This is a genomic window from Corynebacterium aquatimens, assembly GCF_030408395.1.
GTDB classification, from domain to species: domain Bacteria; phylum Actinomycetota; class Actinomycetes; order Mycobacteriales; family Mycobacteriaceae; genus Corynebacterium; species Corynebacterium aquatimens.
On sequence record NZ_CP046980.1, the window covers coordinates 2,028,909 to 2,055,343 of the forward strand.

The window sequence follows — 26,435 nt, forward strand, 5'->3', positions numbered from 1 at the left end:
GAGCTCATGTGGCGCATCATGCTTATCGACGACCACCAGGTGGTCCGCGCAGGCCTGCGCGCTGTCCTTGATTCTTTTGGCGATATCGAGGTGGTGGCCGAAGGTGCCGATGGAACCGTGGACGTGCCTGAGGGCGTGGACCTGGTGGTCAGCGACATTCAGATGCCCGGCGCGGACGGGATTGAACTGACCGCGCGGTTGGTCGCTGCAGGTGGGCCGCCCGTTCTGATTCTGACGACGTATGACACGCAGGCGGACGTGGTCGCCGCGATGGAAGCCGGCGCGATGGGCTACCTGCTGAAAGACGCGCCGGAAGAAGAACTGCACGAGGCCGTGCTGCGGGCGGCGCAACGCGAGCGGGCGCTCTCCGCCAGAGTGGCGAACGTTCTGGCGGACCGCGTGTTGCGCCCAGAGGTAGCGCTGTCAGCCCGCGAGATTGAGCTGCTACAGGCGCTACAGACCGGCGCGTCTAACAGGGAGATTGCGCAGAAACTCTTCATCTCTCAGGCGACGGTGAAGACCCACCTGATTCATATCTATTCGAAGCTCGGGGTGGATAACCGCACCGCCGCGGTGGAGAAGGCCCGCGAGCGGCGGATTATTTAGCTGATAACCGCGACGAGGTCGCCGCCTTCCACCTTCGTTGGCTGGGCGAACGCGACGCGCTCGACGGTGCCGTCCTTCGGCGCGGAGATTGACGCTTCCATCTTCATGGCCTCGATGGAGGCAATCTGATCGCCTTCCTTTACCGTGTCCCCGGCCTGTACCACCGGGGTGACTACGCCGGCGAACGGCGCGGCGACGTGGTTCGGGTTGGAGGAATCAGCCTTTTCTACCTCAGCGACCGTGGATTCAGCGTTCTCGTCGCGGACCGTGATCGGGCGGATCTGGCCGTTGACGTTGACGATGACGCGGCGCAGGCCCTTCTCGTCGGGCTCGCCGACCGCATCGAGGCGAACCACCAGCGGGGTCTTTTCCTCATCGTGCTCGCCGTACCAGACCTCCGTCTCCTCGCCCTCTTTGAGGCCGTAGAAGAAGGTCTTGTCCGACAGCTGATCGGTGACACCGTAGGTGCGGCGGTGCTCCTGGAACTCTGCGTACTGCTTCGGGAACAACAGCTTGTCCAGGGCAATGCGGCGTGCCTGCGGGTCATCGCCAGCGAGATCGGCGGCAAGATCGGCCGGGACTTCGACGGTGTGGTCAACCTCCCCGCGGTTCTCCAGCGCCTTGTCGCGCAGCAAAGGCCAGCCTCCCGGCGGGGTGCCCAGCTCGCCTTGGAGGAAGCCGATCACGGACTCCGGGATGTCGTACTTGCGCGGGTTCTCGGCGAACTCCTGCGGGCTCACGCCCTGGCCGACGAGCTGGAGCGCGAGGTCACCCACAACCTTCGAGGACGGAGTCACCTTGGTCGGGCGGCCCAGAATCTCGTTCACGCCGGCGTAGTAGTCTTCCACCAGCTCGAAGCGGTCTTCGAGGCCCAGGGCCTTCGCCTGCGTGCGCAGGTTAGACAGCTGTCCACCAGGGATCTCGTGCTTGTACACGCGGCCGGTTGGGCCAGGAATACCGGACTCGAACGGGGCGTAGACCTGGCGCACGGCCTCCCAGTACGGCTCAAGATCGGATACTGCCTGCAGCGAGATTCCCGTGTCGCGTTCCGTGTTGGCATAGGCTGCGACCAGTGCCGACATGGACGGCTGCGACGTCGTGCCGGCCAGCGGCGCGGAGGCAACGTCGACGATGTCCGCGCCCGCGTACGCAGCGGCCATGTAGGTGGCCAACTGACCACCAGCCGTGTCGTGCGTGTGCACGTGGACGGGCAGATCAAAGCGCTCACGCAGAGCCGTGACCAGCTTCATCGCGGCTTGCGGGCGCAGCAGGCCAGCCATGTCCTTGACAGCTAGGACGTGGGCACCCGTGTTCACGATCTCTTCTGCCAGGTTGAGGTAGTAGTCCAAGGTGTAGAGATCTTCATTCGGGTCAAGCAGGTTGCCCGAGTACGCCATCGCTACCTCGGCGACGGTGGTGCCGGTTTCCAGCACGGCATCGATTGCGGGGCGCATCTGGGAGACGTCGTTAAGCGCGTCGAAGATGCGGAAGATGTCAATGCCGGATCGTGCCGCCTCGTTGACGAACGCCTTTGTCACGTTGTCGGGGTACGGGGTGTAGCCAACGGTGTTGCGTCCACGCAGCAGCATTTGGATGTTGACGTTCGGCATGGCCTCACGGATTGCGTCTAGGCGCATCCACGGAGACTCGTGCAGGAAGCGCATCGCCACGTCGTAGGTAGCTCCACCCCAGGCCTCCACCGATGCGAGCTGCGGGGTGAGGTGCGCCACGTGGCGTGCCGCTGCGACGAGCGTGTTCGTGCGAATGCGGGTTGCCAGAAGCGACTGGTGGGCATCGCGGAACGTCGTCTCCGTGACACCGAGTGCCGTCTGGTTACGGATCTTCTCCGCCCACTTGACGGGCCCCAGCTCCAGGAGGTCATCGCGGGAACCGCGCGGCAGATCACCGTAGTCGAACTTCGGCAGCTTCTCACTCGGGCTGATCTGCGTTGGGCGTGCCCCGTTCGGCTTGTTCACCGTGACGGACGCGACGTAATCCAGGATACGACCGGCCTCATCGGCGGCAGCGGGTGCTTCAAGCAGGTGCGGGTGATCCGCGATGAAACCCGTGTCAATGCGGTCGTTCTGGAACTCAGGCTCGGCCAGCAATGCCCGCAGGAACCCAATATTCGTCGATACGCCATTGACCGTGAACTCATTGAGCGCACGCAACGCGCGCGCGACGGCGTTGTGGAAGTCTTTGCCGCGACAGGTCATCTTGACCAGCAAAGAGTCGAAGTTCGGGGTGATCTCCGTACCAACGGACATCGAGCCGTCCAAGCGCACACCCGCACCACCCGGGGAACGGTAGCCGGTGATCACGCCGGAGTCCGGGCGGAATCCGTTCGCCGGGTCTTCGGTAGTGATACGGCATTGCAGCGCAGCGCCGTTGATGTGGATGTCTTCTTGGTGCAGACCCAGCTGGTCAAGGCTCGCACCAGCGGCGATGTGCATCTGGGATTTCACAATGTCCACCCCGGTGACCTCCTCAGTCACCGTGTGCTCCACCTGAACGCGCGGGTTCATTTCAATGAACACGTGGTTGCCCTGCTCATCAACCAAGAACTCCACGGTGCCCGCACCGGAGTAGTTGATGTGCTTGGCAAAGTTGACGGCGTCGTCGCAAATGCGCTGGCGCTGCTCTTCCGTGATGTGCTGCGCCGGCGCGATCTCCACGACCTTTTGGTGACGGCGCTGCACTGAGCAGTCGCGCTCGAAGAGGTGCATGACGTTGCCGTGCGTGTCAGCCAGGATCTGAACCTCGATGTGCTGCGGCTTGATCACCGCACGCTCGAGGTAAACGCTCGCATCGCCGAACGCTGCCTCAGCTTCGCGGGAGGCTTCAGCGGCCAGCGCCTCCAAGTCTTCTCGCTTCTCGACGAAGCGCATTCCCCTACCGCCACCACCGGAGACAGCTTTGACGAAGACCGGGAACTCGAAATCGTCTGCCCACTGAGCAAGTTCCGCGATGTCCTTCGTTGCCTCCGAGTCCTGAAGGATTGGCAACCCAGCTTCCTTGGCCGCGTGCACGGCGGCGTTCTTGTCACCCGTGAGGTCAAGAGTTTCGGCGGACGGGCCGATGAATGTAATGCCATTTTCACGGCACGCGCGCGCCAGATCAGCGCGCTCAGACAGGAAGCCATATCCGGGGTAGATTGCGTCCGCACCGGTTTGCTTCGCGGCGCGAATTACCTCATCAACGTCGAGGTATGCTTTGACCGGCTGGCCCTCCACACCAATTTGCACGGCTTCGTCCGCGAACGGACGGTGGAAGGAGTTACGGTCTTCACGGGGGTAAACGGCGACTGTGGAAGCGCCGGTTTCGTACGCGGCACGGAAAGCGCGCACCGCGATCTCACCGCGGTTGCACACAAGGATTTTGCTGAATGTAGGCAGGCTCATGTTCGCGATTGTATTTCCAATCTCAGCCCGTGTCCCGAGTTTTATCCAGGAGAAGAAAAAGAGGCTTGGGCGAACCCAAGCCTCTTCGTGGTTACTGCCTTATGCGCCAGGAACGTGACGCTCTGCTGGGCCGTTGTAGGCAGCCAGCGGGCGGATGATCGAGTTGTTTTCGTACTGCTCGATGATGTGAGCGGTCCAGCCAGTGATGCGGGACATCACGAAGATCGGGGTGAAGAAAGGAATCTCGAATCCCAGGATGTAGTAGGACGGACCTGCCGGGAAGTCCAGGTTCGGCATGATGTTGATCGAGGTGTTCTCATACATGGTCTTCGCCATGATGTCGTACATCTCAACCCACTTCTGCGCATCCTTTTCCGGGTGCTCGCTAGCGAGTTTCTTAAAGGCCTTCTCCATCGTCGGCACGCGGGAGTCGCCCTTCTTGTACACGCGGTGACCGAATCCCATGACGAGCTCTTTGTTCTTGAGCTTGTTCAGGGTCCATTCCTCGGTCTTCTCGGGTTCACCAACCTCGACGAAGTTGTGCATGACAAACTCGTTGGCGCCGCCGTGCAGCGGGCCCTTGAGTGCGCCGATGGCACCGGCGATAGCGGACCACGCGTCCGACTGCGTTGAGGTGATCACGCGAGCGGCGAAAGTCGACGCGTTGAAAGAGTGCTCAGCGTAGAGAATCATGGACTTCTCAAACGCCTCGATGTCACTCGGGATCGTCGCCGGGCTGCCCTCGCCATCACCGAAGACCATCCAGAGGAAGTTCTCCGAGTAGCCGCGGTCTGCGTCCGGCTCGATGTAACCCTCGCCGCGGCGGCGACGGATGTCCAGCGCCACGATCGTCGGCAGCTTGGCCAGCAGATCGTGGGCGATCTCGCGGATGTGATCGGTGTTCGGGGTGAACTTCTCCGGATCATTCGCGCCCAGGAAGGACACCGCGGTGCGCAGGACGTCCATCGGGTGGCAGTCCTTCGGAAGTGCCTCGATGACCTTGATCAGGTCCTCATCCAGGCCGCGGCGGGCCTTGGAGGATTCCTGAAACTCCGTGAGTTCCTCTTCGGTCGGCAGTTCGCCGTTCCACAGCAGCATCGCGACTTCCTCGAAGCTGCAGTGCTCGGCCAGCTCGTGAACCGGGTAGCCGCAGTACAGCAGCGAGTTCGTCTCCGGATTGACCTTGGAGATCGCAGTGTAGTCAGCGTAGACGCCGGCGAGGCCCTTTTTCACATCCTGCTCAGTCATTCGTTGTCCTTTCAAACGTTTGCTTATACGTATTCGCGGAGTAGGTGAACACGTCAGAGTCGAACTGGTTGTATTCGTCATACTTCACCAGCTCGTAAAGGCGGGAGCGGTGCTGCATTTTGTCCACCCAGTCGGCCTGGGTGCCCGATGTCGCCATGTCGCGCAGCATCGTTTCGGTCTGCCCCATCGCAAGACGGAACGTGGTCACCGGCCAGATCACGGCATTGAAGCCAATCTCCTCGAGTTCGTGGGCGCTGATCAGCTCGGTCTTTCCAAACTCAGTCATGTTTGCGAGCAGTGGCGTATCGACGGCCGCCCTAAACTTCTCAAAGTCCTCCCGCGTGTGCAGGGCTTCGGTGAAGATCAAGTCAGCACCAGCGTCGGCATACGCCTTCGCACGCTCGATAGCAGCATCGATGCCTTCGATCCCGGCTGCATCGGTGCGCGCGCAGATCACAAACGCGTCGTCGTAACGCTCTTTGACCGCGGCCTGGATGCGACGCAGCATGACTTCGGTGGGCACGACGTCTTTACCGTCCAAGTGACCGCAGCGCTTCGGGTTAACTTGGTCCTCCAGGTGCAAAGCCGCGACTCCTGCGGCCTCGAATTCCGCGACCGTACGCGCCGCGCTCATCGGCTCGCCGAAGCCAGTGTCGGCGTCGACTAGAACGGGCAGGTTGGTCACGCGCGCGATCTGCCCGGCGCGGTGCGCCACCTCCGTCAGCGTGGTCATACCGATGTCCGGCAAGCCAAGGTCGTTGGCCACAACCGCACCGGAGACGTACACGCCGCCGAAGCTCGCATTGTCCTCGATGTTGATTGTTTCAATCAACCGCGCGACCAGTGGCGAAAACGCACCCGGCAGGGTGACGATTTTCCCGCTGGTGAGGCCGTCGCGCAGGGCCTGACGACGCTGGGTTGGGGTCTTTTCCGGGGTGAACACTAGAAAATGCCCTCTGGCGTTGCCGGGGCGGTGGCCAGAGCTTCGTCGGTAAGGCGAACGTTGAGCTCGGTGAGGTCCGTGAGGTTCTCCAGGTTCTCTGCCGCAGCGATGAAGCGGTCCTGCTCTTCCGGGCTCACCAGGCCGTCGGCAAGCATGCGGAACTTGTTGATGTAGTCCTCGCGCTTGAACGGGCGAGCACCGAGCGGGTGAGCGTCCGCGATGGCCAGCTCGTCCTCGAGAGTCGTGCCGTCGTTGAAGGTGATGACGGCCTTGGCGCCGAATGCCTTCTCGTTCGGGTCGGTCGAGTGGTAGCGGCGGGTCCACTCCGGGTCCTCGGTGGTGGAGATCTTGTGCCACAGCTCAACGGTCTCCGGGCGGGATGCGCGCTCCGGAGCGTAGGAATCCACGTAGTGCCAGCTGCCGTCCTCGAGAGCGACGGCGAAGATGTACATGATGGAGTGGTCGAGCGTCTCACGCGACGCGGTCGGGTCCATCTTCTGCGGGTCGTTCGCGCCGGTACCGATCACGTAGTGGGTGTGGTGCGAGGTGTGCAGGACGATGGACTCGATGTCGGCCAGGGACTTGCCGGAATCTGCGATGGTCTGGCGCATGCGGCGAGCCAGGTCGATCGGCGCCTGGGACTGGTACTCCGCGGAGTGCTCCTTGGTGTAGGTGTCCAAGATCGCACGCTTGCCCTCGCCCGGCTCGGGCAGCGGGACGGTGTACGTGCGGTCCGGGGAGTGGAGCATCCAGGCGATAACGCCGTCTTCACCTTCCCAGATCGGAGCCGGCGCGCCTTCACCACGCATCGCGCGGTCCACTGCCTCGATGGCCATCTTGCCCGCGAACGCCGGTGCGTAGGCCTTCCAGGAGGAGATTAGGCCCTTGCGGGACTGACGCGTCGCCGTGGTGGTGTGCAGTGCCTGGCCAACGGCCTGGTAGATCGTGTCCACGTCCAGGTTCAGCATGGTGCCGATACCTGCGGCGACGGATGGGCCGAGGTGTGCAACGTGGTCGATCTTGAACTCGTGCAGGGAGATGCCCTTGACCAGGTTCACCTGGATCTCGTAGCCGGTGGCGATACCGCGGATCAGGGTCTTGCCGTCGAGGCCCTTGTGCTGAGCGACCGCGATCATCGGCGGGATGTTGTCGCCCGGGTGGGAGTACTCGGCGGCGAGGAACGTGTCGTGGTAGTCCAGCTCACGCACCGCGGTGCCGTTAGCAAGGGCTGCCCACTCAGCGGAGTACCTACCGTCGACGCCGAAGACGGTCGAACCCTTGGTTCCTGCTGCCTCGTCAGCGGAAACCGGGTGGGCCTGCGCCATTACGCGGGCGGAGGTCACCGGGCGGCGCACCACGGAAGCAACGGCCACGGAGGCGTTGTCGATGATGCGGTTGATGATCATTTCTTTGGTGTCTTCGGGGACCTCAACCGGGTCAGCGGCAACCTGTGCGACCTTATATGCCAGGTGCTCCTCGATGGGGAAATCTTCAGCGGACTTATGCGTGCGTACTTGGTGCTCAATCATGGGACTTAGTATGCCAAAAGCGAATCACTTAGGTCCCGAAATTGGGGTTAGTTTTCAGCTGCGCTGGCGAAACGCTCAACGATGGCGCCGTAGAGCCTGACGCCGACGTCGATTGCGCGCTCGTCTACAACGATCTCCCCTTGGTGCAAGTCAAACTTCTCCCCTGCCCCAGACCAGCAGCCGAGGCGCGCCATGGTCCCCGGCACGTGCTCGAGGTACCAGGAGAAGTCTTCGCCGCCCGACGACTGCGGCGCTTGCACAATCGCGTGCGGGTCAATGGAATGCCCAGCTTGGACCAACTCCGCCGTCGTAATGTCGTCGTTAAGCACGGGCGGCACCCCACGCAAATACGTGACCTCATACTCACAGCCCGTGGGTTCAATGATGTTGCCGACGAGCTGGGTGATCAGCGGCTCGAGAGTACGCCACGTGGCCATGTCCGCGGTGCGAATCGTCCCGGAAACGTGGCCTTCTTTCGGAATGGCGTTTGGTGCGTAGCCTGCCTCGATCTGTCCGAAGACGAGCACCGTTCCCGTCCTGGGGTCAAGGCGGCGCGAGAGAAGACCCGGCATGGTGGTGACCAGGCTGGAGAGTGCGTACACAACATCGGCGCTTAAGTGAGGGCGCGCGGTGTGGCCGCCAGGGCCAGTGACGTTGATGTGAAAAACGTCAGCCGCGGACGTGATCGCACCAGCGCGCACACCGATCTGCCCCACGCGCAGTTTCGGCTCGACGTGAGCGGTATAGATCGCCGCGACCCCCTCGAGTCCGCCCCAGCGAATGACATCCGGGGCCCCGCCGTCCATGACTTCCTCAGCCGGCTGGAAGATTACCCGAATCCCGTACGGCAGCGCCCCGTTCGCATCGAGTTCCGCGAGCGCGCACGCTAACGCTAGGCAGATCGTGGTGTGAACGTCATGCCCGCACGCGTGGGACACCCCAGGGTTGAGTGAGGCGAATTCCACGCCGGACGTTTCCGATACACGCAGTGCGTCAATGTCCGCGCGGAAGGCCAGCAGGCCGTTGGCAGTCTCAGCTTCGCTTTTGCCAATGTCCACGTATAGGCCAGTCTCCGGGAACAGATGCGGCTCAAGCCCACGGTCACGAAGGACATCAGCGATGAACTTCGTGGTTTCCACCTCTTCGTGCGAGACCTCAGGGTGGGAATGGATGTGCCGCCGCCACCCAATGACCTCATCGCGGTGAGCATGAAACCATTGGTCAATCTGGGAGGAAAGTCCTGGTAAAACGTGCACGCAGTTAGTCTACAACCACGGCTTTAGGCATCCACGAATGGCTTCAGATCACCCACGTCCTCCTTGGACATGGGCAGGAGCAGCGCCGGGGGCACGCGCAGGCCTTCAGCGAGACGAAAAAGCGTAGAGAGCGTTGGATCAGCCGACTTGTCGCTGTTGTATTGGTTCCGCTCCAGGTTGGAGATCAACGTTCGCGAAAGCCCGGTGAGCTCAGCTAGACGCATCTGGCTCAATCCACGCATCTGACGGATGGATCGAAGGCGCTCCGACAGGCTGAAGCCGTAACTTGCCCAGCTGGAGTTCGTTTTCAAAGCACCCATCAGATTCCCCTTATTCTACTCTCATTCTTTTCTAAGCCTAGGGAAAGAATAGCCCCGCCCGAACTTCTTGTCCAGAGATAAAAAATTTTCGTGTTCGAGGGAACCTAGACACCTGTTTTTGAGTCCAATGGATATGAACACTCAACATTTGAATCTGGATATCCAACAAGCCCTCGACAAGATCAACCAACTTCGCACCGACGCTGTGAGCATCAGCCCACTGCCGCTGCACCTCATGGCCCCAACTGGACCGACGGGTGCCTTCGCGCTCGCGCTTGACGACGCAGCAGCTGCGGCCAACGACTACGCGAAGCAGTGCTGCGAAACCGTATTGGACATCGCTGACTCCATGGAGTCATTCACACACGAAGCCCAAGCGATCGATGAAGACCTTGGTGCGGAACTTGACCGCTTCGACCGCAAGGGGCACATGGCATGAACCCACTAGCGATTCTGGGGTGCATCATGGCGGCCGCGCCCTCAGCAGTCCCAGCACTGGGCCTCCCAGCTACTCCGGCATTCGCCGCCGCTCCTCATCTTGCGCGGATGGTCGGAGCCGACCCACACCGCGTGACAACGGCTGCGCGCAATATAGCCAGCGACCGCGGTGGAATTGAAGGGCTTTTCAACGAGGCGCGCCCCATCATCGCGCGTGCCGGAGCAGACATAGTGGGGATCGGTCGCGATTTCGCCACCCAGGCAGCGCAAGCATCGGCAGGGTTACTCAATCCATTCACCGCTATCGGTGCCGTGGCCAGCATTGCGGGAGCAGCCGGGGCGGCGCTCGCCCTCGTCGAAAAGCGATTGCTCCAGCTTGAAAAAGAGCTGCAGCCCCTGGTTGCGCGAGCACACAAATTGGCCGGCGAGATCCGCGCGAGACCGCACGACAAGGTTGCTAAATTCACCCCGACTGCGAAAACCACGCCGTCGCCCGCACCGCAACCGGCCAGTAACGCCCCGGGTAACACAACGGGCAAAGCCGCGGTGGAGGCGGCGAAAACGCAGTTGGGCAAGCCGTACGTGTGGGGCGGAAACTCGCCCAGCGGATTTGATTGTTCCGGGTTGACGTCGTGGGCCTACCGCCAAGCGGGCATGGAAATTCCCCGCATTGCGGCGAGCCAAGCGACCGGCACTCAGGTGCGCTACGAAGACCTCCAGCCGGGCGATCTTGTTGTGTGGACGGGGCACGTGGCCATGTACGCGGGCGACGGAATGATGATTGAGGCGGGAAGCCCAGTTCAAATGAGCCCGGTGCGCACGACCAACATGGGCATGGGATTTAAAGGTTTCTGGCGGCCGACCGGATGATACTGATGGTGTCTCCGGTGGCTGATAGGGTAAGCAGTCATGACAACGCGCGCTATTTTGCCCGTCAAGATTTCATTGACTGACGGGGACTTCTACACCCTGTGGGCACCGACCTGGAAGGAACGGGGCACGCAATGGCAAGCCTTCCTCGGAGACGACCAGAACGTGCTCGGGTTCGAAAGCCCAGCGGAGCTCCTCCACTACATTGAGAACAACCGCACGCACGATTTGAGCGACCACCCGCAATGGGAGGCGTTCAACTCAGGCGGCGCTGACCGAGTCGTGCCGAGTGAGAAGCAGTACTACGACATCATTGGCGCACCCGCGTTCTTGGCGGGACGGCCGAGCCACGAGAATGTGTCAACGATCTCGCGGATCTTCCAGATCACCCGCTCCTTGGCTGAGGTCTCTTCTGCGCAGGAAGCGACGATCTTCTTCGCCTCCCACTCCGTCTTGAAGAACGTGCAGCGTGGGCACGAGCACTACGCGGGGCCGGACGGGCTCGAAGAATGGTCCGGTGTCGGCCGCGCTGTTTTGACCAACTGGAAGTCAGTCGTGGAATCCCTGGATTCGGCCGTGCGCATCGTTGAGACTGACGCGGCGGATAAGGAAGCGCTTGCCTCCACGGAGAAACGCATCGCGGAAGCCACCGAGGCGCGCGACGCACGCTTGGCCGCAGAAAAAGAAAAAGCCGAGAAGGCAAAAGCAGAAGCTGATCCCTACGATCTTTCCGTGTGGGCAAAGGCGGGTATTGACCCAGTGAAGGTCACCGCGCAAGGCAAGAGCGCGTACACACTGCGCACCTACCTCGACGGCAAACCGGTCTTCTTGGGCAAATACGGAGAAATCTTCACCTTCCCCACCGGAAAGCACTTGGTCCGTTGGCTGCTTGAGCACGATGACCACGACCTAGCACGCGCTTCGACCTGGGAAGATCTAATGGTGTTGGCGAACGCCGGTGAGCTCGACGTGGAAGTCCACCCCGACAACTCCTACTCGTTTGCCGGGATCACTGAGGACATTCGCAAGAGCGTGGATGCGGTGGACACGAAGCAAATGGGCAAGGCCTATGAGCTGCTCGCAGATGCCGCAGACTGGGCTGGGGATGACTCCTTGAACTCGTTCCTGCTTGCCAACCCGCGTTTCCAGGATTACCTCGCGTACATGCTCGGTTCCACGGAGGCAGCCGGCTACGTGCCTTCGGCCCCGTTCAATGACAAGGCGGACGCCTGGGCTGAGCTGGAAAACATGCTGATCAAACGATTCTCTAAGTTCTAATGACACGGCGCATCCAAACCTTCGCTCTAGCGGCCCTGACGTCGCTCACAGCACTGTGCATCACGCCGGCGCCAGCGAGCGCCCAGCAGCTGGGGAACCAATTGAACAATCCGTCTCTGCCGGTGTTCACCCCGGCGCCGACGACGGAGTCCATGCCCCCGGCACGCACCGAAGTTCCGAATACGGATTCGTGTCCGAACGCGACGTTCCCGCCGCCGCCGGTCGATGAGTCTGAGGCAGTTGCACCCGGTTCTCCCACGCCCTCTCCCCTGCCGGTTACGTACAGCGGGCCGTGCGGCGTGACCGCGCCGGACAACTACAAGGTCGACGAGTCTGTCTTGGCGTCGTCCTGGCTGGTTGCTGACATTGACTCGGGCGAGGTCATCGCGATGAAGGATCCCCACGGGCGCTACCGCCCCGCTTCCATCATCAAGGTATTGCTCGCGCTCGTGACCATCGACGAACTTCCTTTGGATAAGAAGATCACGGTGAGCGAAGAATCAGCGATGCAAGAAGGCTCCGCCGCGGGCATCGGGCCCGGTGGCGTGTACACCGTAAATGATCTCTTGCACGGCCTGCTCATGGTGTCTGGCAATGACTGTGCTCACGCATTAGCCCAGGCTCTTGGCGGCGATGAAGCAGCGCTGCGCAAGATCAACGACATGGCAGCAAAGCTGGGGATGAAGGACACCCGTGCGGCGACCTACTCTGGCTTGGATTCCGCGGGGATGTCCAGCTCCGCGTGGGACATGGGACTTGCTTATCGACGGGCCTACGGTAACGATACGTTCACCAAAATCATTAGAACTAGGGAGTACGAGCTCCCTGGTTGGGGGCAGTATGAGCCCTACGTGATGGCGAATGACAACAAGCTGTTGGCCGAGGATCCTGACGGAATCGGTGGCAAGACGGGCTTTACCGATGATGCCGGACACACCTTCGTGGGTGCCCTGGACCGTAACGGGCACCGCATCATGGCGATTCTGCTGGACACGACCGTGGACCGTGGCCGCGCATGGGAGCAAGGGCAAAAGCTCATTCATGAGGCCTACCGGATGCCGAAGGGCACCCATGTTGCCACGTTGTCGACTGATACCGAGAAGTCGGTCGGCGCGGATACAAACGCCGACGGCACGACTCGGTCGGACCGGAGCCGTGCCGCTGGGGAAAGTGGAACCAGTTGGGCTGGCATTTGGGCCGTAACGGGAGTGCTGCTGTCAGCCCTCGCCGGTACGGTGATTAGTTTTGCTACTTCCGGGCGAGCAAGGAAATCACGGCAACAGCCGTAGCACCCACCGCGGCACCAATGCCGAGGGCCTTACCCGCATCCGGCTGACCGGAGTTGGCGGCGACGCCCTCACGGATGTTGATGATCGCCGGTTCCGGCGTCTTCGACGGCGCCGCAGCCAGTGACTCTTCCGTCGTCGCTGTCCATGCCGAGATGTAGAGCACCACGCGCCACACCAGGTAGAGCACCACCATCAGGGCGATGATCGGGCCGAAGATCGCACCGGCTGGGTTGCCGGTGGCAGAGCCGATGATCACGGAGGCAAACTGCTTGATCAACTCGAACGCGACCGCGCCGAGCAAAGCACCCTTCAAACCGGACTTGATCGGGACCTTCGTGCGGGGCATGAAGATGATCAACCACGCCATGACGAGGAAGTTGGCAAAGATACCAATCGCTAAGGCAACCACCCACACGATTGCACGCGCCCCCGGGAACGTGTCTAGGTCAAACCGCGCCATGAGCTCCGTCGTTAAGCTTGATGAGCCCACCGCTGTAACAGCGAACGCGAGAATGAACAGCACGATAAGGCCGATAAGCGCGACCAGATCCCACAGCTTCTTGGTCACGAAGTTGCCGCCCTCATTGGCATCGAGCGACCACATCGCACCGATACCAATGCGCAGGTTGTTCATCCAGCCGAGACCCGACCACAGCGTGGTCAGCAAACCAACACCGGCGACAGCACCGCGCTGCGCAATCGCCGAGTCAATCACCTTCGTGACTGCCTCGCCTGCGTCACCGCCGAGTTGGTCACGCAGTTGCTGAGTGATCTGCTCCATCAGGTCCGGGCGCGCGGCCAGGAAGAAACCAAGGCCAGCGAACAGCAACATCGCCAGCGGGAAGAGGGCCAGAACAGAGAAGTACGTAATACCAGCGGCGAACTGGTTACCACCTTCCGTTGCGAACCGATCCTGCATGCGCATCAGGTGGCCGACCGCTGGGGCCTTCTCGTTGACCTTCTCCATCGCGTCGTTGCTCTTTTGGTCAGCGTTCGCGCGTTCAATTCCTTGGTAGTCCACGCGATCCTTGCGCGGGGAAGTAGCGGTGGCCATTGGGGTCCTTACTATCTAAGCCAGCATTCGTTTCGCTACTACCCTACCGGGGCATTAAGAAACCCGTCTTCTCGTACACGGCCTTAAGCAGCGGGTGGGCAACTTCGCGGGCTCGGGCCGCGCCCTTGGCCAAGATCGATTCCAGTTCTGCGCGGTCCGCCATCAACTCGTCGTAACGCGCGCGAAGCGGCGTGGTGAATGCCTCCAGCGCGTCCGCGGTGTCGACCTTGAGGTGGCCGTACCCCTGGCCCTCATACTTCTCAACCAGCGCGTCAATGGATTCGCCTGTCAGCGCCGACTGAATCGCCAGAAGGTTGGACACGCCCGGCTTTGCTTCGCGATCGAAGGTGATCACGCCATCAGTATCGGTGACCGCCGAGCGGATGCGCTTCGCCGAGGTCTTCGGCTCGTCGAGGAGGTTGATGATTCCCTTCGGATTCGACCCCGACTTACTCATCTTGCTGGTGGGATCCTGCAGATCATAAATCTTCGCCGAGCCTTCCGGAATGAACCCTTCCGGCACCACGAACGTTTCCCCATAACGGGAGTTGAAGCGCTCCGCCAACGTGCGCGTCAACTCCAAGTGCTGACGCTGGTCCTCCCCCACCGGCACGAGGTGCGGCGAGTACAGCAAAATGTCTGCCGCCATGAGCATCGGGTACGTGAACAGGCCCACCGACGTACGGTCCTGGCCCTGCTTCGCCGACTTGTCTTTGAACTGCGTCATACGTGACGCTTCACCGAAACCGGTGAGGCACTGCAAAATCCACGTCAGCTCCGCGTGCTCCGGAACGTGCGATTGCACGAACAACGTCGACTTCTCCGGATCAATTCCTAGCGCGATGAGCTGGGCGCAGCCCGCAACGGTGCGGTGGCGCAACTCCTCCGGGTTCTGATCCACCGTGATCGCATGCAGATCCGGAATGAAGTAGAAGGCCTCATACGAATCCTGCAGATCAATCCACTGCTTCAACGCACCCAAGTAATTGCCAAGGTGGTAGCTATCTGCCGTGGGCTGGATGCCAGAAAGGACGCGTTGAGTGGTCATGGTGGTGATTGTAGCGGTGGCGAAGATCTGCTACACATCTGCTACAGACCTGCTACACCCGCTGGTAGGTTGAAGACATGACCGCGATACCTGTACCGCAGGGCCAGCCCGACGCTGTCCGCCACATTCCCCAGCGAGAACTACGCAACGACAGCAGTCGTGTGCTGCGCGAAGTCGCGGACGGAGCCGAATTCATCATCACAACAAGAGGGACGCCTGTTGCTCGACTCAGCCCTATCGGCCTACCTGCGTACAGCCAACTAACGTATTCCCCTCCATCGAGGCCGCAGACCTTCAGCACGGAAGGATTGGATGTTGCTGATGATTCAGTCCGCGAATTTTACCGGGATTACAGGGACGACAGGTTCTAGATCACCATGCAGCGGTCGAACTTAGGACCATCGATTTCGCAACGGTGGTATTTGCATACGTCGGCAGCCATCGCCCGCGAAATGGGAATGGAGGTTCTAACGCCGGGCGATCCTTAAGCGTATTCGACGAGCAGCGGGGCGTGGTCCGACCAACGCAGCTCAACTGCATCGGCCTTCTCCACCCACGTCTTTAGCGCGCGCTCGAGCATGTTCGCGGTGGCGATCTGGTAATCGATGCGCCAACCCGCGTCATTATTAAAGGCCTGTCCGCGGAACGTCCACCACGTGTAGGGGGCGTCGGTGGGTTGAAGGCGCCGGGCAACGTCGAACCACCGCGGCTCATCGCACGAGACTCGCAGAGTCTCATTGGCGTACTCGACGGCTCCGAAGTAGCCTTTTTCCGCTTTCATCTCAAGGTCCTGGGCTTCCTCATCCGGGTAGCAGCCAAGCAGCGAATCCATGAAGGCACGTTCCGCTGGCAAAAAGCCAGAAGACTTGTGGTTCGTCTTCCAGTTCTTGAGATCCTCACGGCGGTGACAAATATTCCAGTCGCCGCAAATCAGCATGTCGCGGTACTCATAGGGCCAGCTGCAGAGAAGCTCCTCGAAGGAATCTAGGAAGGCGTACTTCTCATCCTGTTTGTCCGTCCCGGTTGAACCAGAGGGAAGGTACAACGATGCCACACGGGTTCCGTCGTCAAGCGTGCCCGCGATGAAACGCCCAGAATCTTCGAAGCCAGGGATGCCGATGGTGACGTCGGCAAGCGGCGTGCGCGATGCGATGGCGACCCCGGCGCGACCCTTAGCGGCGGCCGGCGCGGTGTAAAGGTGCCAGCCGGCGTCGATGATGGGCGCGAGCGCGGCGGCCGCCTGCTTCTCGTCCGCGCGCACCTCCTGCATGAGAACGACGTCCGCGGGGGTGGCCTTGAACCACTCGAGCATGCCCAGGTTGTTTTCGTTGCGGACCTTGGTGGCAGCGCGAATGCCATTGACATTGACGGAGGCGACGGTAAGGCTCATGGGGCCTACCCTACTGATCCCTTAACGCTGCCTGAGCGCCGGAGGGGGTTGAGGAGTAGTCTGGTGAACCATGGCCACAATCATCTGGACGCGCACGGACGAGGCTCCGCTGCTCGCAACGTACTCGTTCAAACCGATCGTCGAAGCATTCGCTGCTAGCGCGGATGTCGCCGTGGAAACGTGGGACATCTCCCTCGCGGCGCGCATTCTCGCGCAGTTCCCCGAGCGGCTTGACGACGATCAGAGGGTGCCAGATTATCTGGCCAAGCTGGGCGAACTGACGAAGTCGCCGGACGCGAACATCATTAAGCTCCCCAACATTTCGGCGTCCCTAGTGCAGCTGAAAAAGGCGATCAAGGAGCTCCAAGACGCGGGCTTTGACGTCCCCGAGTACCCGTCGAACCCCTCTTCTGACGAGGAGAAGGAAATCCAGGCGAAGTACGACGCCGTGAAGGGCTCCGCTGTGAACCCGGTGCTGCGTCAGGGCAACTCCGATCGTCGTGCGCCGAAATCGGTGAAGAACTACGCGAAGAAGCACCCCCATTCCATGGGTGAATGGTCGCCGGAGTCAAAGACGAACGTTGCCACCATGACGCACGGGGACTTCCGCCACACCGAAAAATCCGTGATCCTTGACCGCGACGACACGTTGACGATCAAGCTCGTTGGGGACGGCCGCGAAGAAGTTTTCCGCGATGACCTCGTCGTTGGCGCTGGCGACGTGATCGATGGCGCCTACATGTCCGTGCGTGCGCTCGATGAGTTCTTGCAAGAGTCCATCGTGAAAGCCAAAGAGCTCGGTGTTTTGTTCTCCGTACACCTCAAGGCCACGATGATGAAGGTCTCCGACCCGATCATCTTCGGCCACGTGGTGCGCGCGTACTTCAAGAACGTGTACGACAAGCACGGCGAGGCACTGTTCGCCGCGGGCCTTGATGGGGAGAACGGTCTTGCTGCGATCTTCTCCGGTTTGGATGGAATGGGCGAAGAAGGCGACGAGATTCGCGCGGAACTGGAGGCAACCCTTGCCCGCCGCGCGAACCTGGCCATGGTGAACTCCGACAAGGGCATCACCAACCTGCACGTTCCCTCCGATGTCATCGTGGACGCATCCATGCCCGCGATGATCCGAACCTCCGGCCACATGTGGAACGCCAAGGGTGAGGAGCAGGACACCTTGGCTGTCATCCCGGATTCTTCCTACGCTGGGGTGTACCAGGTAGTCATCGATGACTGCCGCAAAAACGGTGCGTTTGACCCGTCCACGATGGGGACGGTGCCCAACATTGGTCTCATGGCGCAAAAGGCCGAGGAATACGGCTCCCACAACAAGACCTTTAAGGCGCCATTTGCTGGCGAAATGCAGATCCTCTCTTCTTCCGGCGACGTGCTGATCAGCCACGAGATTGAGGAAGGCGACATCTGGCGCTGCTGCTGCACCCGCGACGCGGCGATCCGCGACTGGATCACGCTGGCCGTGGACCGCGCCCGCCGCATGGAGATGAAGGCAATCTTCTGGCTGGACCCAGAGCGTGCCCACGACCGCAACATCGCCACGCTGGTGCGCGAACAACTGGCCGAGATGGACACCGATGGGCTTGACCTGGACATCCTGTCCCCGGAAGAAGCGACGCAAGTGTCCATCGACCGCATCCGCCGCGGCGAAGACACCATCTCCGTGACCGGCAACGTTTTGCGCGACTACAACACGGACCTCTTCCCCATTCTTGAGCTAGGAACCTCTGCAAAGATGCTGTCCGTGGTTCCGCTCATGGCTGGCGGTGGCCTTTTCGAAACCGGCGCCGGCGGGTCCGCACCGAAACACGTGGAACAGGTATTGGAGGAAAACCACCTGCGCTGGGATTCCCTAGGTGAGTACCTCGCTTTGACCGAATCCTTCCGCCATGTGGCCGACCGCCACGACAACCCCAAGGCTGCAATACTGGGCAACACGCTGGACCGCGCAATCGAGTCCTACCTTGAAAAGGGCCGGTCCCCGTCCCGTAAGGTCGGCGAAATCGACGACCGCGGATCCCACGCCTACATCGCCCTGTACTGGGCCGAAGAACTGGCAAACCAGGAAGAAGACGCGGACCTAGCCGCGCACTTCACCGACGTGTACAACCAACTGCACGACAATGTCCAGCAAATCTCCGACGAACTGATGGAAGTCCAGGGCTCCCCCGCCGACCTCGGTGGCTACTACTGGCCTGACGAGGAGAAAACCACCGCGGTCATGCGCCCCTCCGCGAAATTCAACGAGATCATCGACTCCCTGCGCTAAGCCCTTCGCCCCGGCCCCGCGCCGCGGCTCTGCCCCGGCATGCCCTGGCCGGGCCCCAGTCAGAGCCCGCAAATGCTCGTTCCAGCCCGCCAAGCCCCAGTCAGAGCCCGCAAATGCTCGTTCCAGCCCGCCACGCCCTGGCCTGGCCCCAGCTGGTCCCGGCTGACCCCAGTCAGAGCCCGCAAATGCTCGTTTCAGCTTTCGATTTTCCAAATGCTCGTCTTTAAATGCTCGTTGTACGAGTGGGCATTGGGGCCAAATGCTCGTTATACGAGTAATTGGGGCTGCCCGGACTCGGCTGGAACGAGCATTTGCGGTTTGGGGAGGCTGGAACGAGCATTTGCGGTCCTGAGGAGGGGCGTGGGAGGGGTTAGTTGGCGGCGGTGGAGCCGCGGTTGCCGGCGGCGAAGCGCTCGAGGACTTGGCGAACGAATTCGTCGGGGTGTTTCAGCAGGAATTCGGGTGTGAATCGAAGGAAGACGTAGCCCTGATTGCCGATGAGGCGTTCGCGCTGCAGGTCGCGGTAGATCTGAGCTTGGGCGTCGTCGCCTTCGTACTTGGATCGGCCATCGATTTCAACGAGGAGCCACCCGCCGAGGCACAGGTCGGCTCGGAAACCGTCGATGACAAATTGCGCCACGATGTCGTCAACCCCCGCTTCGATGAGCAGAGCGCGCGCGTAGCTTTCGTAGGGTGATTCGGAGTTTGGAACGCAATGGTGAAGGCAGCGGCGAACGGTTGCGACCCCTTTGAACCGGCCTTGAGCAGCCACTTCGGCTTCAATGTCCTCTAGGTTGACGCCGTTTGCCAATAGGCAGTCGAGGGCGACGAGGCCTTCGGCGAAGCCGTGGTAGCGGGCGATGTCGATGAATGTTCGGATCGCGCTGGTGACCGCTACGCCGCGCACACGAGTGATGACTCTGTCGGGCAGCCGCGAGAACCGGTATGTGTAGGCGGGGTCGGCCGCCCGAGAAGGAGAAGTGTTGCCCCGGGGTAATGAGATTTCGATCGTTTCCGGGGTTGTTGCTACTACCCAGATATTCCAGATTCGGGCGGCGGAGCGGCAGATTAAGATCGATCGTCGAGAAGCGAGGCCTGCGGTGTAGGCCAGAAGCAGCTTCTTTTCGTGGTAGGCCAGCGCCTGGTAGTTGGAGCGCGGGTAGCCGTAGTATCCGGAAAGGCGCTGGTGGGTGGCGGGTGATACGCCGGGGTTGAGTGCGCGGTAGTTGATGATTAAGTCGGTGAGCTGTTGAAAGCGTGGGTAGTCCATGCTCTTTAGACTCATTTTTGGTCGCCGAGGTTCCCTGCCGAATTAAATTCAGCGAAGCGAACCACGGTGGGGTTAGCCTGGCTTCATGCCTAATTACGACAACAGCAATGTCAACGACTGGTCCTTCAACACCCGCGCGATTCACGCGGGCCAGACGGTGGATTCCGACACGGGGGCGCGGAACCAGCCGATTTACATGACCACGTCGTACGTGTTCGATGACACCCAGCACGCGGCTGACCGTTTCTCATTGTCTAACCCGGGCCCGATCTACACCCGAATTACAAACCCGACGCAGCAGGCGCTGGAAGATCGCCTCACGTCGCTGGAAGGTGGCGTAGCCACAACGGCGTTTGCGTCTGGTCAAGCAGCTGAGACCGCGGCGATCATTACTTTGGCTAACACCGGGGACCACATCGTGACGTCCCCGCGCCTCTACGGCGGAACGGAAACGCTGTTCGAGGTCACTCTGCCCCGCCTGGGCATTGAGTTCACCTTCGTAGACAACCCTGATGATCCGCAGTCCTGGCAAGATGCCGTGCGCCCCAACACGAAGGCGTTCTACGGCGAGACATTCGGCAACCCCATCGCCGACATTTTGGATATCCCGGCCGTCGCCGAAGTTGCGCACCGCAATCAGGTTCCCTTGATCGTGGATAACACGATGGCCACCGCGGCGCTGGTGCGCCCGCTGGAGCTCGGCGCCGATATCGTAGTTATCTCCACGACGAAGTTTTATTCCGGTAACGGTTCAGTGCTGGGCGGCGCGATTATCGACGGCGGGTCGTTCGACTGGAAGGTTCAACGCGATGGCGAGCCGGTCTTCCCGGGCTTCGTTGTTCCGGACCCCGCCTACCACGGCCTTGTGTACGCTGACTTGGGCGCACCGGCCTTTGCGCTCAAAGCCCGCGCAGGCATTCTGCGCGATACGGGCGCTGCGATTTCGCCGTTCAACGCCTGGGTAACGCTGCAGGGAATCGATACGCTGGGGCTTCGCGTCGATAAGCATAATGAAAATGCCCTCAAGGTGGCGGAATTCCTCGACGCAAGCGACAAGGTGGCCAGCGTGAACTTCGCGGGATTGCCGTCGAGCCCGTACTACGCGCTCAAGGAAAAGTTGGGCTTCACCTACACAGGGTCGGTGCTATCCTTTGACGTCGCGGGGGATCCGAACGACCGCAAGAACGCGTGGGACTTCATTAACGCGCTGAAGCTGCACTCCAACCTGGCCAACATCGGCGATGTGCGCTCGCTGGTGGTTCACCCGGCATCGACAACGCACTCGCAGTCGAATGAGGCTGGCCTGGCGCGCGCTGGCATCACGCAGGCGACGGTGCGTCTGAGCGTGGGCATCGAGGATATTGAGGATATTCTCGCTGACCTGCAACGTGGATTCGACGCGATTAGCTAGTTGACCTGCGCATAGAGTAGTGTCAAGCAAGTGAATTTTCCGTCCGTCAAACTCGCCGCTGAGGGTCAACTGGCTACCGTCGCCATCGGCGATGTGGAAACGGAAGCAGGCGCCGTCATCGAAGACGTGCACATTGCTTATCGACGATGGGGCGATTTCTACGGCAACCCCCACGGCAAAAACAACCTGATCCTGGTGGAGCACGCGCTCACGGGCGACTCCAACGCGGTGCTGTGGTGGGAGGGGCTGATCGGCCCCGGGATGGCCCTGGACACCGACAAGTTTTGCGTGCTGTGTACCAACGTTCTTGGTGGCTGCCAGGGTTCAACCGGGCCAAGCAGCGACCACCCGGACGGCGGGAAGTGGGGGTCGCGCTTCCCCGCCACGTCCGTGCGCGATCAAGTTCGGGCCGAACAACAATTCTTAGAAACCCTGGGGATCTCCTCCATGCACGCCGTGATCGGCGGGTCGATGGGCGGCGCCCGGGCACTCGAGTGGACGCTCATGTACCCGGACTGGGCGAATTATGCCTGCGTGATCGCGGTGTCCGCCCGCGCGAGTGCCTGGCAGATCGGGATCCAGACCTCCCAAATCCACGCGATTTTGCGCGACTCGAACTGGCAGGGCGGGGACTACTACGGCACCGGGCGCTCGCCGGATGAAGGGCTGGCCGCTGCACGCCGGCTCGCGCATCTGACCTACCGTGGCGAGCTAGAGATCGACGAACGCTTTGGCACCATGGCTCAGCCGGGCGAAAACCCGTTGGGCTCCTTCCGCAGCAATGACCAGCGCTTTGCGGTCCAAGGCTACCTTGACCACCAGGGCAAACGACTCGTCGAACGCTTTGACGCTGGCTCCTACGTGGCGATTACGGAGGCTCTCAACCGCTACGACATCGGCCGCGGACGCGGCGGGCTCAACCGCGCGTTGCACTCGTCGCAGGTTCCAACGATGGTGGTCGGCGTAGACACCGACATCTTGTACCCCTTCCACCAGCAAGAACACATCTCCCGGAACCTGGGCAACCTGCTGGCGATGAACAAGATCGTTTCCCCCGTCGGTCACGACGCGTTCTTGGTGGAGGCCCGTCAGATGCACCACATCTTGAGCAATTTCATTGCCCTAGCGGACCAGACCCCCTCTATTACTGAATTGGCCACGCACCGCGGCAACTACGACATTTAGCGGGGGGTTAGCTGCCCAGCGAGTCGACGGAGGCCGCGAGCCACACGAGCATCGCCCCCGTGGCAATGCAGAAGGCGATGTCGAACCGTTGCGAGCGCACAGCCACCAGCCCTAACACGTGGGAGTCACAGAAGGCGCGGCAGCCAGCGAGCCACAACATCGTGCACCCAAGAGCGAACGTTGCGCGGCGCCAGTGCTCCGTCGCAGCGAATACTGTGGCGGCGACGAACCCGAGGACGAATACGGCGAGCGCGGCGCGCTGCGCCCACAGCGGTAGCCGCGAGGGCGCGTTGCCTAGATCATGCGGGTTATCCAGGCTCGGCGGAGCGGGATTAAGGTTAGCCGGCAAGCTTCTCCGCCTGGCGCTCAGCAGTCTCGACGATGTTACGCACTAAGAAGGTGCGCGTCATCGGCCCCACGCCACCGGGGTTCGGGGAGACCCAGCCGGCCTTCTCCCACACGTCCGGGTGAACGTCACCCACGGTCTTTCCATCCACGCGCGACACGCCCACGTCCAGCACCGCAGCACCTTCTTTGACCATGTCCGCGGTGATCATGTGTGGGCGTCCAACGGCGGCGATCACCACGTCCGCGCGGGAGGTTTCAGCGGCCAAGTCCTTCGTGCCGGTGTGGCAGAGCACCGTGGTCGCATTCACTTTCTTTGTGGTCAGCATCAGCGAAATCGGGCGCCCCACGGTCACGCCGCGGCCGACGACGCACACGATCGCGCCGTTCATATCCACACCAAAACGCTCTAGAAGAGCAATCGAACCGTTCGGGGTGCACGGCAACGGCGCGGGCTCATTGAGCACCAACTTGCCCAGGTTCACCGGGTGCAGGCCGTCTGCGTCCTTGTCTGGGTCAATCAGGCTGAGCACCCGGTTCTCATCCAAGTGCTTCGGCAACGGCAGCTGGACGATGTAGCCCGTCACCGAGTCGTCGTTATTCAGCTCGGCGATGAGCTCTTCGAGCTCCTCCTGCGTCGCGTCGGCCGGCAGCTGCTTTTGAATGGAGGCGATGCCCAGCTGCTCACAATCCTTGTGCTTCATCCGCACGTAGTTGTGGCTTGCAGGATCATCCCCCACGAGCACCGTGGCCAGTCCTGGGGTTATTCCGTGCTGCTCCTTCAAGGCCGCAACACGCTGTTTGAGATCGGCGAAAATTTCGCTGCTGTAAAGCTTTCCGTCAAGTTTGATCGCAGTCACGGGTCCCATCTTATCCCGTTGGTCTAAGGCCTAAACTTATGAAGATGCACGTTATCTTTGATAACCCAGTTATCCCGGGCAATACCGGTAACACCATCCGTCTTTGCGCGGGCACGGGATTTGTCCTTCACCTCGTGGAACCGCTGGGCTTTCTTCTCGACGACAAGCATTTAAAGCGCTCCGGGCTGGACTACCATGACTTGGCCGACGTGCAGATTCACCCGAATCTGGATGCCTGTTTTGCAGCACTTGGTGACGCGCGGATCTTCGCCTTCACGACGCAGGCTACGCGGTGGTACACCGATGTGGATTACCGCGAAACCGACGCGCTGTTGTTTGGAACGGAACCAGATGGGCTGCCGATTCAGCACAGCCACCACCCACGCGTCACGGACCAATTGCGCATCCCCATGCTGCCCGGGCGGCGGTCTATGAACCTTGCCAACTCAGCTGCCGTGGCGAGCTATGAAGCATGGCGTCAGCTGGGGTTTGCATCGGGCGTCTGACGAGCACGCAGCTTATCGACGAGGGCCCATGCATCGCAATCGTCTAAGTCCCGTGCCTTCATCTTCACGGGCCCCGGAACGAGATTAAAGCGCACGTGGGCGAGCTTCAATGCTTTTTGGATCGGGCCCCGGCGATACGTGAGCTCTTGAATGTGGGAGGTTTCAATGAATTCGAGCTTGCGTGAAAACCGGCCGTGACGCGTGAGTGCCACGGTTCCGGATGGCGTGGGGAGAAGACTCACCGCCTGCCGTCCGGCATCAATAGGCGACGGGAGTGCAGCCCGGCGCGGGGAGCGGAACTGCCAGAAATCGGGTGATGCGGTGCGGTGAAGCTCCTCGACTGTAAAAGGGCCAATGGCGCTGAGAAGCTCCAGTGCTTGCTGGTAGGACCCGACGGGTAGAAGCCGTGAGGTCCCGGAGACTTTACTGGATTCACGGCCGTAACCAGCGATGTTAACGGATACAGTCCACCAGCCGAAGATCCGCCAAAAGATTGGCTGGCTCAGCCCAACCGCGTGGATTCGGTCCAGCGGCACTGATTGCTTGCGCCTGTTGGCTAGGCCATACGAGAGGTGCACCACGTCATCAATCAGGAATGCCTGGTAACGCCATGACTGATCGATCTGGCGCCAGATCTGCGGAATGAACCCGATGAGAATGGGCATGATCACAGCAAACGTCACGCTGGTCAGCGCCGGGACGAAGGACCAGACGAGGGTGAACAAAGTAGTAAGGCGCAGAAACGCCCCGATCAAAGAACGTGCAATGGGGATTGGTGGGACAACGTAGTGATGGTGATCATTAGACAGACCCATGTCACCGGTTGTCACCGCGATTCTGCGGAGCAGTTCTTCCCGCACGTCCTCGACATCCGCGCGTTTCAAAAATCCGATCTCAATGGCGGAATTGGCGCCCCCGGCCGCCTCAACGCGAACTGCGGCGAGGCCACAGATCCGTGCGGCCAACGGTTCCACCACATCCACGGCTTGAATTCGGTCGTAGCGGGCGCTGCGCAGCTTGGTTGAAATCACTCCTTGGCGCAAGATGACTTCTTCAGGCCCCACACGAAACCCCATCTGGGACCACCACACCTGTGAGACCGCAAACACGATGAGCAGCGCCCCCACACCGATGGCGGCGTAACTACACACATCCGCGCGGGTGATGCGTTGATCACCCACCGCGTCCGCGATGTAGGTAGCAAAATTGAACAGCACCACCGTGGCCAGGGCAATGATGACTGCCCATACGCGTAACAGCGGGGTCAGTCTATGGACTCGTCGATAAGCGTGCTTGCTCACAGACCACTCATCCGTTCACGGGCGTGGGCGGCTAAGCGTTCGCGCAACGCGTCTGCCTCGCGCGCGGGCAGGCCAGGCACCGTCGCATCAGTGGACGCGCTGGCGGTGTTGAGCGTGATCGACTTCAAGCCAAGCGGGCGGGTGAACGGGCCGGTGTTGACATCCACGAACTGAATGCGGCCGTACGGGATGATGGTGAACGTTTGGTTGATCTTGCCCGTGGTTATTAACAGCTCATCATCCGTTTCCAACCACCCAATGTTGCGCACGCGCAGCGGAATCATGATCGCCTGGAACACACCCCACGCGCCGGTGACGGCGGCGCCAATCCACCACCAACCGCCCGAAACGTACTGGGGAATAAGGAAGCAGGCGAGGAGGATCAGCACCCACATGATCTGCGAAATGTAGCGCGCAACCGTAAGCTTCGGCGAAACCGGGTTCATCCCGCTCACGTCCGTGGGCATGCGTAGCGGCTCTGGGGTGGGCATAGCTGTAACGCTAGCGCCTACCCCTTCTTCGGCGTACGTTGCACCGACTGAAGCTGCTCTGCCCGACCAACCGGACCATGAATGTCGTGCAGAATCGACGAGTTCACGCCCT

General features: G+C 61.2%; 23 protein-coding genes and 1 pseudogene. 10 read left to right on the forward strand and 14 right to left on the reverse strand.

All coding sequences use genetic code 11. The features are described from left to right. The first annotated feature begins 6 nt into the window (after positions 1 to 6). Positions 7 to 606 carry a response regulator gene (locus tag CAQUA_RS09215; protein WP_196825390.1) on the forward strand — a complete coding sequence of 200 codons (600 nt, stop codon included), beginning with the start codon at positions 7 to 9 and terminating at the stop codon, positions 604 to 606. Here the strand turns inward: CAQUA_RS09215 and CAQUA_RS09220 are convergent. The 6 genes and pseudogenes from CAQUA_RS09220 to CAQUA_RS09245 form a co-directional block, all read right to left on the reverse strand. Next, the gene (locus CAQUA_RS09220) at positions 603 to 4,007 is read right to left on the reverse strand and encodes a pyruvate carboxylase (protein ID WP_196825389.1); all 3,405 of its coding nucleotides are present in this window, start codon (positions 4,005 to 4,007) and stop codon (positions 603 to 605) included. The genes CAQUA_RS09215 and CAQUA_RS09220 overlap by 4 nt on opposite strands. Before the next feature lie 99 nt (positions 4,008 to 4,106). Next, a complete protein-coding gene (locus CAQUA_RS09225; RefSeq protein WP_196825388.1) occupies positions 4,107 to 5,255 on the reverse strand; it encodes a bifunctional 2-methylcitrate synthase/citrate synthase in 1,149 nt (382 codons plus the stop codon). Next, on the reverse strand, positions 5,248 to 6,198 hold the full coding sequence (gene prpB, locus CAQUA_RS09230; protein WP_196825387.1) for a methylisocitrate lyase: 951 nt from the start codon (positions 6,196 to 6,198) through the stop codon (positions 5,248 to 5,250). Before prpB ends, CAQUA_RS09225 begins: the two co-directional genes overlap by 8 nt. Further along, positions 6,198 to 7,727: a 2-methylcitrate dehydratase PrpD gene (prpD, locus tag CAQUA_RS09235; RefSeq protein ID WP_196825386.1), complete on the reverse strand. Its 1,530-nt coding sequence runs from the start codon at positions 7,725 to 7,727 to the stop codon at positions 6,198 to 6,200. The genes prpB and prpD overlap by 1 nt, the downstream gene beginning before the upstream one ends. A 47-nt stretch (positions 7,728 to 7,774) precedes the next feature. After that, positions 7,775 to 8,983 carry an amidohydrolase gene (locus CAQUA_RS09240; protein ID WP_290178263.1) on the reverse strand — a complete coding sequence of 403 codons (1,209 nt, stop codon included), beginning with the start codon at positions 8,981 to 8,983 and terminating at the stop codon, positions 7,775 to 7,777. 44 nt (positions 8,984 to 9,027) lie between these two features. Continuing rightward, positions 9,028 to 9,303, reverse strand: a pseudogene (locus CAQUA_RS09245) (helix-turn-helix domain-containing protein); the annotation flags it as partial. Between the two features lie 133 nt (positions 9,304 to 9,436). On the opposite strand from CAQUA_RS09245, the gene CAQUA_RS09250 reads away from it, so the two are divergent. Genes CAQUA_RS09250 through CAQUA_RS09265 form a run of 4 tightly spaced genes read left to right on the forward strand, consistent with a single transcriptional unit; the run spans position 9,437 to position 13,178 of the window. Continuing rightward, positions 9,437 to 9,742, forward strand: a complete 306-nt coding sequence (locus CAQUA_RS09250; RefSeq protein WP_196825384.1) for a hypothetical protein — start codon at positions 9,437 to 9,439, stop codon at positions 9,740 to 9,742. Next, positions 9,739 to 10,611 (forward strand): C40 family peptidase, encoded by an 873-nt coding sequence (locus tag CAQUA_RS09255; RefSeq protein ID WP_231375598.1) that lies wholly within the window; start codon positions 9,739 to 9,741, stop codon positions 10,609 to 10,611. The genes CAQUA_RS09250 and CAQUA_RS09255 overlap by 4 nt, the downstream gene beginning before the upstream one ends. Positions 10,612 to 10,650: 39 nt before the next feature. Then, positions 10,651 to 11,889 (forward strand): SatS C-terminal domain-containing protein, encoded by a 1,239-nt coding sequence (locus CAQUA_RS09260; protein WP_196825383.1) that lies wholly within the window; start codon positions 10,651 to 10,653, stop codon positions 11,887 to 11,889. Further along, positions 11,889 to 13,178 carry a D-alanyl-D-alanine carboxypeptidase gene (locus CAQUA_RS09265; RefSeq protein WP_196825382.1) on the forward strand — a complete coding sequence of 430 codons (1,290 nt, stop codon included), beginning with the start codon at positions 11,889 to 11,891 and terminating at the stop codon, positions 13,176 to 13,178. The genes CAQUA_RS09260 and CAQUA_RS09265 overlap by 1 nt, the downstream gene beginning before the upstream one ends. Here the strand turns inward: CAQUA_RS09265 and CAQUA_RS09270 are convergent. Both CAQUA_RS09270 and trpS read right to left on the reverse strand, forming a co-directional pair. Then, positions 13,138 to 14,232: a YhjD/YihY/BrkB family envelope integrity protein gene (locus CAQUA_RS09270; RefSeq protein WP_196825381.1), complete on the reverse strand. Its 1,095-nt coding sequence runs from the start codon at positions 14,230 to 14,232 to the stop codon at positions 13,138 to 13,140. The two genes, CAQUA_RS09265 and CAQUA_RS09270, sit on opposite strands and share 41 nt — an antisense overlap. A 43-nt stretch (positions 14,233 to 14,275) precedes the next feature. Beyond that, entirely contained in the window at positions 14,276 to 15,280 is a 1,005-nt protein-coding gene (gene trpS / locus CAQUA_RS09275; RefSeq protein ID WP_196825380.1) for a tryptophan--tRNA ligase, read from the reverse strand. Between the two features lie 77 nt (positions 15,281 to 15,357). Between trpS and CAQUA_RS11235 the strand changes: the two genes are divergently transcribed. Beyond that, positions 15,358 to 15,651: a type II toxin-antitoxin system Phd/YefM family antitoxin gene (locus CAQUA_RS11235; protein ID WP_196825379.1), complete on the forward strand. Its 294-nt coding sequence runs from the start codon at positions 15,358 to 15,360 to the stop codon at positions 15,649 to 15,651. Between the two features lie 113 nt (positions 15,652 to 15,764). Here CAQUA_RS11235 and CAQUA_RS09280 read toward each other — a convergent pair whose 3' ends face one another. Continuing rightward, positions 15,765 to 16,670 (reverse strand): exodeoxyribonuclease III, encoded by a 906-nt coding sequence (locus CAQUA_RS09280; protein WP_196825378.1) that lies wholly within the window; start codon positions 16,668 to 16,670, stop codon positions 15,765 to 15,767. A 70-nt stretch (positions 16,671 to 16,740) separates the two neighbouring features. Here CAQUA_RS09280 and CAQUA_RS09285 point away from each other — a divergent pair, with 70 nt between their 5' ends. Continuing rightward, entirely contained in the window at positions 16,741 to 18,954 is a 2,214-nt protein-coding gene (locus CAQUA_RS09285) for an NADP-dependent isocitrate dehydrogenase (protein ID WP_196825377.1), read from the forward strand. A gap of 370 nt (positions 18,955 to 19,324) precedes the next feature. On the opposite strand, the gene CAQUA_RS09290 is transcribed toward CAQUA_RS09285, so the two are convergent. Then, positions 19,325 to 20,224 carry an endonuclease domain-containing protein gene (locus CAQUA_RS09290; RefSeq protein WP_196825376.1) on the reverse strand — a complete coding sequence of 300 codons (900 nt, stop codon included), beginning with the start codon at positions 20,222 to 20,224 and terminating at the stop codon, positions 19,325 to 19,327. An 85-nt stretch (positions 20,225 to 20,309) separates the two neighbouring features. On the opposite strand from CAQUA_RS09290, the gene CAQUA_RS09295 reads away from it, so the two are divergent. Together CAQUA_RS09295 and metX are read left to right on the forward strand one after the other, a co-directional pair. Then, the gene (locus tag CAQUA_RS09295; protein ID WP_196825375.1) at positions 20,310 to 21,635 is read left to right on the forward strand and encodes an O-acetylhomoserine/O-acetylserine sulfhydrylase; all 1,326 of its coding nucleotides are present in this window, start codon (positions 20,310 to 20,312) and stop codon (positions 21,633 to 21,635) included. Positions 21,636 to 21,665: 30 nt separating this feature from the next. Further along, complete coding sequence (gene metX, locus CAQUA_RS09300; protein WP_196825374.1) at positions 21,666 to 22,820, forward strand: homoserine O-acetyltransferase MetX; 1,155 nt, start codon at positions 21,666 to 21,668, stop codon at positions 22,818 to 22,820. Positions 22,821 to 22,827: 7 nt separating this feature from the next. Here the strand turns inward: metX and CAQUA_RS09305 are convergent, their stop codons facing one another. Continuing rightward, complete coding sequence (locus tag CAQUA_RS09305) at positions 22,828 to 23,169, reverse strand: DUF3017 domain-containing protein (protein ID WP_196825373.1); 342 nt, start codon at positions 23,167 to 23,169, stop codon at positions 22,828 to 22,830. Next, complete coding sequence (locus tag CAQUA_RS09310; protein WP_196825372.1) at positions 23,159 to 24,025, reverse strand: bifunctional methylenetetrahydrofolate dehydrogenase/methenyltetrahydrofolate cyclohydrolase; 867 nt, start codon at positions 24,023 to 24,025, stop codon at positions 23,159 to 23,161. Before CAQUA_RS09310 ends, CAQUA_RS09305 begins: the two co-directional genes overlap by 11 nt. Before the next feature lie 44 nt (positions 24,026 to 24,069). Here CAQUA_RS09310 and CAQUA_RS09315 point away from each other — a divergent pair, with 44 nt between their 5' ends. After that, a complete protein-coding gene (locus CAQUA_RS09315) occupies positions 24,070 to 24,531 on the forward strand; it encodes a tRNA (cytidine(34)-2'-O)-methyltransferase (protein WP_196825371.1) in 462 nt (153 codons plus the stop codon). Here the strand turns inward: CAQUA_RS09315 and CAQUA_RS09320 are convergent. Beyond that, the gene (locus CAQUA_RS09320) at positions 24,504 to 25,832 is read right to left on the reverse strand and encodes a PH domain-containing protein (RefSeq protein ID WP_196825370.1); all 1,329 of its coding nucleotides are present in this window, start codon (positions 25,830 to 25,832) and stop codon (positions 24,504 to 24,506) included. The genes CAQUA_RS09315 and CAQUA_RS09320 overlap by 28 nt on opposite strands. Beyond that, positions 25,829 to 26,278 (reverse strand): PH domain-containing protein, encoded by a 450-nt coding sequence (locus CAQUA_RS09325; protein ID WP_196825725.1) that lies wholly within the window; start codon positions 26,276 to 26,278, stop codon positions 25,829 to 25,831. Before CAQUA_RS09325 ends, CAQUA_RS09320 begins: the two co-directional genes overlap by 4 nt. Positions 26,279 to 26,435 lie beyond the last annotated feature (157 nt).